General features: G+C 48.1%; 10 protein-coding genes. 6 read left to right on the plus strand and 4 right to left on the minus strand.

The features are described from left to right. Positions 1 to 83 precede the first annotated feature (83 nt). From PSH88_RS04480 to PSH88_RS04490, 3 genes are all read right to left on the minus strand, one after another. A complete protein-coding gene (locus PSH88_RS04480; RefSeq protein ID WP_305483473.1) occupies positions 84 to 1,382 on the minus strand; it encodes an NAD(P)/FAD-dependent oxidoreductase in 1,299 nt (432 codons plus the stop codon). Between the two features lie 60 nt (positions 1,383 to 1,442). Further along, entirely contained in the window at positions 1,443 to 1,616 is a 174-nt protein-coding gene (locus PSH88_RS04485) for a DUF3094 domain-containing protein (RefSeq protein ID WP_253548430.1), read from the minus strand. Between the two features lie 166 nt (positions 1,617 to 1,782). After that, positions 1,783 to 2,409 (minus strand): DUF1780 domain-containing protein, encoded by a 627-nt coding sequence (locus PSH88_RS04490; RefSeq protein WP_123357369.1) that lies wholly within the window; start codon positions 2,407 to 2,409, stop codon positions 1,783 to 1,785. A 376-nt stretch (positions 2,410 to 2,785) separates the two neighbouring features. On the opposite strand from PSH88_RS04490, the gene PSH88_RS04495 reads away from it, so the two are divergent. After that, a complete protein-coding gene (locus tag PSH88_RS04495) occupies positions 2,786 to 3,784 on the plus strand; it encodes a TniQ family protein (RefSeq protein WP_305425096.1) in 999 nt (332 codons plus the stop codon). 38 nt (positions 3,785 to 3,822) lie between these two features. On the opposite strand, the gene PSH88_RS04500 is transcribed toward PSH88_RS04495, so the two are convergent. Further along, entirely contained in the window at positions 3,823 to 5,526 is a 1,704-nt protein-coding gene (locus tag PSH88_RS04500; RefSeq protein WP_305425097.1) for a TnsD family Tn7-like transposition protein, read from the minus strand. A 707-nt stretch (positions 5,527 to 6,233) separates the two neighbouring features. Here PSH88_RS04500 and PSH88_RS04505 point away from each other — a divergent pair. The 5 genes from PSH88_RS04505 (at position 6,234) to PSH88_RS04525 (ending at position 11,650) form a co-directional block, all read left to right on the plus strand. Further along, positions 6,234 to 6,383 carry a helix-turn-helix domain-containing protein gene (locus PSH88_RS04505; protein WP_305483565.1) on the plus strand — a complete coding sequence of 50 codons (150 nt, stop codon included), beginning with the start codon at positions 6,234 to 6,236 and terminating at the stop codon, positions 6,381 to 6,383. 308 nt (positions 6,384 to 6,691) lie between these two features. Next, a complete protein-coding gene (locus PSH88_RS04510) occupies positions 6,692 to 7,648 on the plus strand; it encodes a PDDEXK family nuclease (protein ID WP_305425098.1) in 957 nt (318 codons plus the stop codon). Between the two features lie 6 nt (positions 7,649 to 7,654). Then, positions 7,655 to 9,670: a hypothetical protein gene (locus PSH88_RS04515; RefSeq protein ID WP_305425100.1), complete on the plus strand. Its 2,016-nt coding sequence runs from the start codon at positions 7,655 to 7,657 to the stop codon at positions 9,668 to 9,670. A gap of 106 nt (positions 9,671 to 9,776) precedes the next feature. After that, entirely contained in the window at positions 9,777 to 11,003 is a 1,227-nt protein-coding gene (locus PSH88_RS04520) for a hypothetical protein (RefSeq protein ID WP_305425101.1), read from the plus strand. A gap of 98 nt (positions 11,004 to 11,101) precedes the next feature. Beyond that, the gene (locus tag PSH88_RS04525) at positions 11,102 to 11,650 is read left to right on the plus strand and encodes a 3'-5' exonuclease (protein ID WP_305425103.1); all 549 of its coding nucleotides are present in this window, start codon (positions 11,102 to 11,104) and stop codon (positions 11,648 to 11,650) included. The last annotated feature ends 4 nt before the right edge of the window (positions 11,651 to 11,654 follow it).

Genomic DNA, 11,654 nt, shown 5'->3' on the forward strand with positions numbered 1-11,654 from the left:
TGTCGGTCCCAGATTCCGTGGTTGACCCATAACCTGTGGGAGCGTGGCTTGCCCGCGATGAGGCCCTGACAGACGCCGAAAACTTAGTGCAGCTTCAGCCGCGGCTCAGTCCCGCGCCCAATCTTGCTGCCCAGCATCAACATCGCCGTGCGGAACGCGCCATACAGCGCCATCTGGTGCATGCGATACAGCGACACGTAAAACATCCGTGCCAGCCAGCCCTCGAGCATCACGCTACCGGTGAGGTTGCCCATCAAGTTACCCACGGCCGAAAAACGCGACAGCGAAATCAGCGAGCCATAATCGGTGTATTTGTACTCCGGCAGGGCTTTGTCTTCGATCCGCAGTTTCAGCGATTTGGCCAGCAACGAAGCCTGCTGATGCGCAGCCTGGGCGCGCGGCGGCACATTGCGGTCGGTGCCCGGTTGCGGGCAGGCTGCGCAGTCACCGAAGGCGAAGATGTTCTCGTCGCGGGTGGTTTGCAGGGTCGGCAGCACTTGCAGTTGATTGATACGGTTGGTTTCCAGGCCATCGATGTCCTTGAGGAAGCCCGGGGCACGAATCCCGGCGGCCCAGACTTTCAGGCTCGCATTGATCACTTTGCCGTCGGCGGTAATCAAGCTGTCAGCCGTCACTTCGCTGACCGCCGCATTGGTCATCACGTTGACCCCGAGTTTCTCCAGGGTTTTATGCACAGGCCCGCCGATTCGTTCCGGCAGGGCAGGCAGCACCCGTGGCCCGGCTTCGATCAGGGTGATGTGCATGTTTTCCGGTTTGATCCGGTCCAGGCCGTAGGCCGCGAGTTCATGGGCGGCGTTGTGCAGTTCCGCTGCCAGTTCGACCCCGGTGGCCCCGGCGCCGACGATGGCCACGCTGATCTGCTGAACTGCGTCAGTTTGCCCGGCGTGGGCGCGCAGATAGTGATTGAGCAATTGCTGATGGAAGCGCTCGGCCTGTTTGCGGGTATCGAGGAACAAGCAGTGCTGCGCCGCGCCTTGCGTGCCGAAATCGTTGGTGGTGCTGCCGACGGCAATCACCAGCGAGTCGTAAGCTACTTCGCGCGCCGGCACCAGTTCCAGACCGGCCTCGTCGTAGGTGGCGGCCAGCTGGATCTTCTTCTGTGCGCGATCGAGCCCGCTCATGCGCCCCAGCTGGAACTCGAAGTGGTTCCATTTTGCCTGGGCAACATAGTTGAGTTCGTCTTCGGAAGAGTTCAGGGAACCTGCCGCCACTTCGTGCAACAACGGTTTCCAGATGTGGGTCAGGTTCGCGTCGACCAGCATCACACTGGCCGTGCCGCGCTTGCCCAGAGTCTTACCCAGACGGGTAGCCAACTCCAGACCGCCGGCGCCGCCGCCAACGATGACAATACGATGAGTCATGGGGATATCTCGCAAGGCTAAAAGAAATCGGTGCAATTACCCGAGCGAGCGCGATGCAGCTCATAGCGTCAGGTAACTGATAAAACGGCTCAACAGGCCTAAACCAATGGTCACTGCCAACACCACCACCAGGAGCATCCACGGCCGGAAAGGCCGGCGCTCGACTTGGTGCTGGGACAGGCGCAGGTACTCTTCGACATGCTTCTGGTCGTCCGGGTTCAGGCGGCTGGTCATATTGGGCCTCGTCAGGTAGACGTTGCTGAATGTTTAGAAGCTACAGTGGGGGAGATCCTGCGTTGAACGGAGCATAGTCGCTGGCTGGAATGGCTCGACATGTACCGTATCGTCCAGGCGAATGATTCCACTTTGTAACACTCGGCCAGCAACTCCTGCAACGGACTCACAGGCTGATCCCTACGTCGAAAACGATGCTGCGACCCAGATTGCTGCGCAAGAAATCTGGAGCATCCGGGTGGGCGAATAACACTCGGGCGAAGGTCGGGCCGACCAGTGACAACGAGCGCCAGCCCTGACGCAGGTACTCGGTGGGAGGAGGAAAGTGGCTGTTGAGGTCCAGCACTTCGCGCTTGAGGCTGGCGAAGGCGATGATGTCCAGCTCCCCCAGGTCCATGCCGCGCTCTTTATAGTTGTGGGCTTTTTTGCGCAAGGTCGGCGCCAGTCTCAGCAGAAATTCATTGGCCGGGATGCGCCGGGGCTTGGCCTCGCGACGCACCAGCTGGCTCAGGGAAAACGCGCTGCGTCGACGTTGCAGCTCGTCACGCCATTCGTCGTTGAGGCGCCGGCCTTCGTCGAGTACGAAAAACACCTCGAAATTCGCGTCGCGGAACAACACGTCCGGCGGCTCCCCCGCGGGGGCAAATTCGTCGGCGCGATAGGGAATGTTCAAGCCTTGTAGCAGGCGCTGACAAACCCAACGCTCACGCTCCCATTTGCGGGCATTGGAGAGGAACGTGTTGGCTTGCTCGGCCGCAATGGTCAGCAGGCGTAAATAATCTGAGTCATCCATAGGCCCAAGCTTAGCGTTCATTTGTGATCCTTAAGAATAAAGTCGGTCGCAAAATAAAAAAGTCTGGCGCGATTTCGAGTCGTACTGCGAGACGTGGGTAAGGGAGGAGCTGGCTGAATGCTTCCTTGGCAGCAGATCATTGGTGGTGGGCGCTCGTTCGCCTGGATGAGATCATTTTCACACCATCCCCTTTCTGCGGGGGGAAGGCTGGCTGTGTATGGAGGTTGAGAGTCTTTGATCACGCCATCTTCAGATGGCCGCGTGGAGGTTAGATGTAAAAATGGTGATGGTAATTGGAGTTAACTCGACGTTAGATAGACTTTGCGTATTTGTTATTGTATTTTTTTGAGCCTTGGTTTTGATGTGAGGCAATGTCGTGGTTGATGCCGTTAAATTTCTATTGTCTTCGTTTCCTGATGAAAGCTTAGCGTCTCTTCTCTCTCGTTATCACGTTGTCTCCGGTGGGTATTCAGTCACTGAAACAATTTTGGACCTGTTTGGAAAGAAAGCATCTAACCTGTCGTCATTAAGTGTTGATGATGTTAGGGGGGTGTTGAGTCGATTTGGTGATAAAAGTATAGAAGTTGCTCAAGGCCTGATATACAGCAATAGTATGCTCCCATTATATGCAGCCTTTGTTGCTCGTAATGTCAGATTTTTGGACGGTTTAGTGGGCGGTGAAGAGATATACTCGTCGAAGTCTATCTCAGGTGAGGAAAATAAAGTTTGGGTTTGTCCTGAATGTTTGGAGGAGGATCGTAAGAAATATGGAGTGGCTTATTTGCATCGTTCTCACCAAATCCCCGGTGTGTATTCATGTTGGAAGCACGGTATAAGAGTTTTCAGTGCGTGCCCAGACTGCTCTAGTGGTTTTTTGAAAAGAGCTGAGGTGTTAAATGTACATATCGCCGGATGCGATTGTGGATGGCGTGGCTCAATTTCAGTCGAAGAGCGAGATATAACTGGCCAGTTATTCTCAGTTTTTTCAAGAGAATTTATGATTGCCAATCTAGCGCCTATACCTAGTAAGGTTCTAGCTAGAGCTTTTAACAAAGCTATAGGAGAGCGAGTTTTAGGGCGTGGGTGTGGATTGGATGATATAAACGATTATATTTATTCGAGTTTTGATGGCGGCTTTTTGAGTAAGGTTCTTGGTGGATGGCGAAATCCTTCAACAAGAATAATTTTCCCTAGAAATAATGTAGCAGCAGCTCCGCTATCCAGAAAGCTTTTAACTGGATTCTGTTTGTTTGATACCTTCGAAAAATTCTTGGCGGCTATTCAATGTGAATATGAGCGCTTAAGTGATAATGAGTCGAAACACAGGTTGAGAGTTGACGGGCGTCAAAGACTCTATGAAGAGCTGAGTTTATGAAGTGAGAGGTATAAATAGGCAGAAAGTGGTTGCAGTGCTCAAGGTTTGCTAATGATGTTACTAGCAGTTAAAACTTCGTAGGTTTTTGGTAGCTTTCCCAGATTTCTAATGTGTTTTTTAAGTCTAGGTACTCGATTGAATATATTGGACAGGGATAGACATTTGTTCTCTTGCAGCGATTGTATAGCGGGAAGCAGCAAGGCCAATAGCGCGTTGTCCCTGGTTTTCCAGAGTGAAAGCCTGTTATTGGTTGTGTGTTTTGTTCTCGTTTTGTTGATGTTTTTAAGCCATTTTTGATCATGCCTATAGAGCCATGTGTAAGCCTGGCTATCGAGCTCTCGGAGTTCTCTTATGGTTTCGTTTTTGTGCAGCTGAATGTTAAGGGTCCAACGCTGACGATATGATTTAATAAGGGTTTTATGCTTTTCTGTCCTATGTGCCAGATAAATTTCAGGGTTAGCCCTTAGCAAAATCTTTAAGGTCTTTATGGACACTTGATATAGATCTGAGATTTTTTGTAAGTCGATGCATTTGCCTAATTCATTTAGGATTGAGGCACGTATCAGAGGCGTAAGTTTCTTCGGTCTTTTGGGGTACGGTACTCCGCAACGCTCTGCATGGATGATGAGTGTTTCAATGTTAATCCCTAATATTTTTGATGCTTCTTTACTACTACATTTTACGGTGTTTTTTAATGCTAATATTTTTGCACTTAGGTTCGATTTGGTCTTCGAGGTGGAAACTGCTCCTGCTGAAGAACGGAGCGCAGAAATGGGATGATTGTTTATGATGTTTCTGTTGTAGGCTTTCCAAAAGGTTTCCCATGAGCCATATAAAAAATAGACAAAACAAAGATGACGAAGTGGGTGTGTGTTTGAGGCTCTTTTTTTGAACAGTGTTGCTAATTGTGATTTTGCTTCTTGTGCTGTCAAGGGTAACACGGAAAGCTCTGGTATATTGATTAGGTCGCGTATTGCAAGGCAGTAGCTATGCGAGAGGTCTGTTAACAGCAGCTTTGAGTTAGCTCTGAGTGTTAAGAATTCCAACGCTTTATAATGTGTTTTTAGCACTGTTTCTTGGTCGAGTGATATTTCTAAAGAAAGCCTGCCGTAGGTTTCGCATATTGAACTCAGTCTTGAGACACTGGTGAGTGGCTCGGTGTTTATTAAGGTATGTCCTTCCGTGTTTAGAGGTAGCAGGGTATTAAGGGATGGCAGCTGCCAGATTTTTATTCGAAATAGTTCAGCGTCGACTGAATGTTCTTGTAGTAGTAGCTTGTGCACCTTGCAGTACCAGACCCCCGGATATTGATGCGAAAGATGCCAATAGGGGGTTGAGTATTTTTCTAAGTCTGCCTTTATACAAGCTGAGCACGCTTTGAGAGGCAGTCTTGAGGGAAAGCTACTGCTCATTAATCCTAATCTATATTTCGCAGATACTACGGCTTTTGTACTTGAAACTAATGCTGCATGTAGTATCTGTGATTTAAATTGCTCTGATTGCCAGTGCAGAAAGAACGGAAGCACTGAGTGGTTATTGATGATTTCCTGCGGTGAGCCTAGAACACCTTTGCTATTCCTCGTGAGCGCATCAAGGCGTGCGGGAAAGTCAGTCCGGCTTCCCACGTATGGGTGATCGAAAAGGCTTACGCATGTGTCAGCGTGGGAGGTATTTCCGCTAACGCAGTGCTCGCGGCAACAGAGGCTATACAGCGTTTCATCGGGCAGCCATTTCAGGGGCATCTCAAGGCTCCTAATTAAATCGCGTGCAACACATGCTGACAGATGGCAGGTCAACGGCTTTGGGCTGGAAGTCCACCTGTCAGGTGTCCCTAGGCAGTGCAAGGCGCAAAGAGTTGCGTTGGCTGCGCTGAGCACGTCCTTCGACTACGGATTTTGCAAACTGAAATCGAAGGCCAGGACAGCATTTCGGATACTGGTAGATTTACGGGAGGCAGTTTCAGAGGCTGTTCGCTGCCGTCGGTCGAGCTCGCAAACAACTATCAATACCTCGATGGGAGACTCATTACCTTCAGGGCAGTGAATGCAGATTCGGTGAGGACCGTACTCCCTGCATTGTGCTCTATGCAACAAGTAGTCCTAGCTTAAACATCTGTCGTGCCTAGATTCGAGTGCTCTCCTCCAACAGAGTATAGACAGAAAATAAAATGATCTGAGGGGAGCTGATGTTGAGGTTTTCGCTAGAAGAAAAGCGTGGCGTGTTGGGTCCTAACGTTGCAGATTGTAATTATTGGTACGCGCGATGTATCGCTACGAAAGTTGATTACGCATACGAGATAAGAGTTAAAAGTTTAACTAAGAGGATTGTCTTGATTTTTAACGAAAGAATGAGTAATTATAAAAAAATTAGACAAATTTTAAGGGCGCTTATCATGGACATACCTCGTGAAAAGCTGGAGCTTAGACGTGCTGAGTTTGCAGAGAGTGGCATGACTGTAAGCGCTTGGGCCGATGCGCACGGGTTTTCACGGGTAGACGTGTATGCAGTGTTAAGCGGACGCTCAAGGTGCCTTAGAGGTAAGGCACATGCAATTGCTGTAGCACTCGGGTTGAGGAACCCACCCAAGAGCAAGCCCTGACGCATTTGCTCGGCGGCAATCAGAGAATCTGAAGAAGGTCAAAAAATGAAGACAAAATAAGCTGAAGGGTATTCAAGAAAACAGAAAGCCCGAGGGTGGGACCTCGGGCTTCCGTGGAGCTATCAGATTGCGTCCTGATAACTCCATTCTGTGTCTCTGAGCGGCGGACGTCAAGTCCGGCGGTATACCCATTCGTCCATGAAATTGTTCGGCCTGAAAACCCACGGGTGATCAGGCGGAAAGAAGGTGCTGTGCACGAAAAAAAGTGCGGGCGGGATGTGCATCGTGGGTATTCGAGGCATAACGAGATGAAAGCCAACTTAAATAATCTATTGAAGATATATGCCCGTCAAAAAACAAGGATGTTTGGGGCCGATTATACTCCCGCCATACAGGCTACGAAATTCGAGGCTCCCCGTATTTCCTGGGCAACAATAATGAGAAGTGAGCGGCTAGGTCGATCGCTGCATCTTCTATCCTCTGCCGAGAAACAGGCCGCGCTGTTAGCTCTCTATAACCCTTCTGTTTTTGATCTACATGAGCAAAAAATGCTGTGGGCGACACCCTCGGAGCACCCCTTGTATGGTCATCACGCAAGCGCTGGAATGCTGCTTAAAAGTTTTGAGGGAACATTGAAAGTGTGCGAACGAATGGGCGATGTGAAATGGCATCATGGGTTTTATTTGCCTAAGAGTGAAGGCGGGGAAAGGATGGCGTTTCCATATATAGGCGATCTTTTGCTTTTCTGTATGGGGGACGAAAATTATCCATACTGTGTCAATTGGACAGTGAAAAAATATCGTGAAGACTTTTCAGAAAAGGACTACGGAAAGGTGAAAGGCCCTTTGAAGAAGCAAAGGGATATACTTGCTGCTGAATTTAGGCACGAATTAGAAGAGCGCTATTACAGCGGTGCAGGAATACGAACAGTAAGGTTCGTGCCGGACGACATCGATGTGCAGGTACTAGTTAACTTGGATTTGTTGTTTTCATGGCACCACAGGTCGATACCTCTTGAAAAGAATTTAGTTGCGGACCTGATAGAAGACCTGAATTTTGGTGTTGTTAAGGGTGATACTCCTTTTTCTATAATTAATCGATATCTAATGTATGCCAATAGGGAGCATTTATTGCGTGTGTTTTACAATGCGGTCTGGACACGCCAGTTGAGAGTTAGCCTCTTTGATCCGGTACTTGTTGATAAGCCTATGAGAGAGGAGAAGCGGGATGTCATGAGTGTTTATCAGTATCTGTTTGCCGAGTAAAAAAATATGAACGTTGGAGTGCAGTTGATAAGTGAGCGTGGGTATAACGGACTTCTGGCTGGTGAAACTTACTATTTTTTATCAAATGATCAGGAGCAAATGCGCGTAAATTTAGTGTTCTTTTCATTAGGAAAGGACCCGAAATCAATTTTGCTCTCGATGAACGCCTTGGATTTTGAGAATGGGCTTTTGAGTGGGCGTATAGTTTGTGCTGAAAAACAATGGAGCCTCCCTCCATGGCTTCGTGATTATGAAGGAACAAATTTTTACCAACTCGAGCGGCAACGAAAGTCCAAAGTTATTTCATACACAGATAGAGTTGTTCATCGGTTTATGTACATATCTGGTGCGTTAGAATCATTTGAAGGAAATTTAGGTGATCCTGGTTTGGATTCAAGGCTCAATAAATATGCAAGGGAATTAAGTCCCTCTCAGCATGCAAAACGAATTAGGCTTTGGTTTTATACGTATATATTATTTGGCAGAAATATTTGGTCGTTGATGCCGAAATTCTCAAGCATAGGTCATTGGGACCGGCAGGAGGTTTCCAAAATGAAAAAGCTCGGTAGAAAACCATTGCATGAAGGAGGGCAAGAATACGGAGTGACAAAAGAAATGTTGGATATGATTACTGAGGGGTATGCTCTGTATAGTAAGCAATTAAATGGTATGGAGAAAATATATGGAAGGGTAGTGTGTAACGTGTTTGGCTGTGAATCAATTGTGGTGTCAAGGGGGGAGTTTAAATATATTCAGAAGGAGGGTAAACCTTTTCCAAGTCTTCCGCAGTTTAGATATCATGTCACCAAGAGCTTTTCTCAGAAGTCTCGGCAAATACTGAGTTTTGGGGAGGAGGCAGTACGAACAAAGATCAGTGGGAGTGTAGGTAAGTTCTCAGAAAGGCTATCTAGCCTTTTGCAACGGGTTGAATTAGACGCTTATTACAGCAAGGCGCGACCTGTTGGGCTTATAGAAGGAAACGTTATGGATCCTCTCTGTGTTGTTAGAGCGGTCTGCAGTGTGTCCGGCTATCTCGTTGGTATAGGGTTCTCCTTCGACAAGGAAGATATGAGTGGGTACCTAATGGCGTTGTTTTCGATGGCAATCAAGAAGTCAGAGTTTTTTAGGCTTTTTGGAATGAGTGATTTAGACGATGACGATTGGCAAAGCACTGGGTTGTCCACAAATATCATAGTTGATCGAGGTCCTGGCGCTGCTAAAGATCTATTCGATGACTGCAAATGGATCAACTCGCGAGATCTCCCTCCCTCATACTCCGGCCAATCCAAGGCTTCGATCGAGTCTTCTCATCCTCGAGTTAAATCTATAGAAGGACGGCCAAAATACAGGCAGAGTAATTTGAATGTCGTTCAGATGGCAAAGAACGAGATAAAAGACTTAGTAGAGAGTAATTGGACCTCTGATGCCACTGCTAGATGTACTCCAGAGATGATAAACCATGGGGTAAGCACTACTCCTGCCGGTATCTATGGTTTTTTGGATTCGCGAGCGCGTACGGACGCTTACCCAATGAGTTTTGAGGAGGCAGTGAGGAATTTTCTGAAACCAATTAAAGTTTCTTTGCGGCAAGATGCAGTTTACTTCCATCATCGACGATTTAACTCGGTAGAGCTTCAGCAGACAGGGATATTTGATGGCGTTGGGAAGAGCGACGGTGTTGAGGTGGACGCATATCTTTTAGAGATGTGTGTCCGGCATTTATGGGTCGAAATAAATGGCCGATTGTATGAGCTTGATGCTCTCTTGCCGATCCGCGATGATACCAGTCAATTGTATGTTTCATTGGCTGATCTGTGTGCTGAGGAGCATGTTTTGAAAGTAACTCATTCAAAGCTAAGGCAGAGCAAGCCGGCAGTCGCCAGTTATTACGATCAAAAATTTGAGGCGGCGACGGGGAAAGCATCCGGTGCCGTAAAGCTTCAGGAGGGTGTTCCTTCCAAAGGCGATGGATATAAGCGAGAGGTTGCTGATTTAAAACGGAATTTGAGCGGGAAGTCTTAGGATGGGGAGCACCCGACTAATTGACAGGTTTTCACCATATACAAGCTTACGTGATATTCGCGAAGCCAGTATTGTTAAACCTGATCCAGTTTGTGGTCTTGAGACTATGTCCGCCAACATGGCTTCGGCTTCACTTGTGGATACATTGAGAGCTATCTATATTCCCAGTGAGTCTGCATGCGGTTTAATCGGTGAGCTGCTTGAAATAGCATTGCGTCATTCTACGGGCTCATATCCAAGTAATGATGCCTATCTTCGGGGAATCTATTCAGGGGAGTATTCTGACGTGTTTCCCTTGTGCCTGTCTGGAGTGGCAGGAGTAGGTAAAAGCCAACTGATTAAAGCTCTTCGGCGTTTAATGCCAGTGGATGGATCTTTCGACCCGGGACCCGGCGTTTCGGATATGGCGTTTACCTCCATGTGGGAGATTAATGTAAAAGATAAGAAAGGCATTATTCCGATGCTGACCAAATTCCTGCCACCGGAAAAACAAGGTGAAAACAGAAGAAAAACAGTTGATCAGGTGATGGCATACTGTAGAAAAAAAGCATTTCGAGAAGGTGTTTCACTGCTTGTTGCTGATGAATTTCAATTTTATACAAGTGGAGACGCGAGCGCTAAATTGGCTGAGGCATTACTGAACCTGTCAACTTTGGGTGTGCCTATGCTGTATGTGGCTAATTATAGTATGCTTCAAAAGCTACTAGGACGCCCCCAGCAGGATCGACAACGCTTAATGGTGAATCCAAGACTCTTGTTGCCAGACTTATTGGGTGATGATAGCTGGCGCGAGTATGTTGAGGAGTGCGTTAGGGTGTCCAGTGGGGCAATTAATATTGAAATAGATGCTTTCTGCGAAACTCTTCATGTGTATACCGCGGGCATCAAGCGTCTGTGTATTTTGCTTCTGGGGATCGCTTACAAGCACTCTCGAGCTAGAGGGGCGGTTCATATTGGTTTGCATGATCTAAAGTCTGCTTACCAGTCAACTGAATATGCGGTAAATAAGGTGGATGTGGAAATCATCTGTCGTCAAAACATTACAGGGAAAAGTGGAAGGGCTGACTTATGGTGTCCGCTGGCGCTTCCACAATCCACAGCCCTAGCGTTTACAGCTTCCTCTGAGAAAAAGCGAGACGAGGTCGTGTCTGAACAGTTGGTTAGATCTTCACTCACTCTCAAAGAGAAAAATGCAGTAAAAGCATTGGAAGGCAGTCACGTAAAAAAATCTGTAAATAGTGGCGACGTGATAAAGTTAAGAGAGCCACGCAAGGCGCCCACCGTGGAAAGTCTCACTGCATCGCTTCAGCGGTTAATAGAGCGTGATAAGTAGCTACAGGCCTCCTTATCCAGCTAAGATTCGCAAGGAGCGAGGGGGCAACCAGGCGGCCATAACGAATGGTCAGTAGGCTTTAATGAAAGGGATACGGCATGACCAATGATGAGCTTTATGTTTCCGTCGACGTCGAAACTTCCGGGCCTATACCTGGTGAATACAGTCTGCTTTCCATCGGGGCTTGCCTTGTAGCCCAACCTGCAACGTCCATTTATCTCGAACTCCAACCTGACAGTCCGAAACATGACCCAGAAGCACTTGCTGTATCCGGGCTGACTCTGGAAAAGCTGGAGCGCGAGGGCCTAGCGCCACGAGAAGCAATGCACAAGTTTGATCAATGGCTGAAATCGTCTTGTACCACGGGGCAGAAAGTTGTTTTCGTGGGGCTCAACGCACCGTTTGACTGGTCATTTGTTAATTTCTACTTCCACAAGTATTTGGAAACCAACCCTTTTGGCTTCACCGCGATCGACATGAAGGCCTATTTCATGGGCGCTTACGGTTGCACCTGGAAAGAAACAAAGTCCTCTCAGATGACTGTCACGCTAAAGCCGCGTAGCGCTCCGAGCCACAATGCATTGGATGACGCGCGCTTTCAGGCAGAACTCTTTGCGCTAATGTTGGCAGAGCGAGGCAAGCGCTGACCCG

Origin of the sequence: Pseudomonas wuhanensis, from assembly GCF_030687395.1 — a bacterium.
GTDB lineage: Bacteria > Pseudomonadota > Gammaproteobacteria > Pseudomonadales > Pseudomonadaceae > Aquipseudomonas > Aquipseudomonas wuhanensis.

What these genes read in the sequence shown, in the direction of transcription:
- PSH88_RS04510 (WP_305425098.1), top strand. Translation starts at nt 6,692, where the DNA reads ATGAAAGCCAACTTAAATAATCTATTGAAGATATATGCCCGTCAAAAA.
- PSH88_RS04500 (WP_305425097.1), bottom strand. Translation starts at nt 5,526, where the DNA reads ATGCCCCTGAAATGGCTGCCCGATGAAACGCTGTATAGCCTCTGTTGC.
- PSH88_RS04525 (WP_305425103.1), top strand. Translation starts at nt 11,102, where the DNA reads ATGACCAATGATGAGCTTTATGTTTCCGTCGACGTCGAAACTTCCGGG.
- PSH88_RS04505 (WP_305483565.1), top strand. Translation starts at nt 6,234, where the DNA reads ATGACTGTAAGCGCTTGGGCCGATGCGCACGGGTTTTCACGGGTAGAC.
- PSH88_RS04480 (WP_305483473.1), bottom strand. Translation starts at nt 1,382, where the DNA reads ATGACTCATCGTATTGTCATCGTTGGCGGCGGCGCCGGCGGTCTGGAG.
- PSH88_RS04515 (WP_305425100.1), top strand. Translation starts at nt 7,655, where the DNA reads ATGAACGTTGGAGTGCAGTTGATAAGTGAGCGTGGGTATAACGGACTT.
- PSH88_RS04485 (WP_253548430.1), bottom strand. Translation starts at nt 1,616, where the DNA reads ATGACCAGCCGCCTGAACCCGGACGACCAGAAGCATGTCGAAGAGTAC.
- PSH88_RS04490 (WP_123357369.1), bottom strand. Translation starts at nt 2,409, where the DNA reads ATGGATGACTCAGATTATTTACGCCTGCTGACCATTGCGGCCGAGCAA.
- PSH88_RS04520 (WP_305425101.1), top strand. Translation starts at nt 9,777, where the DNA reads ATGTCCGCCAACATGGCTTCGGCTTCACTTGTGGATACATTGAGAGCT.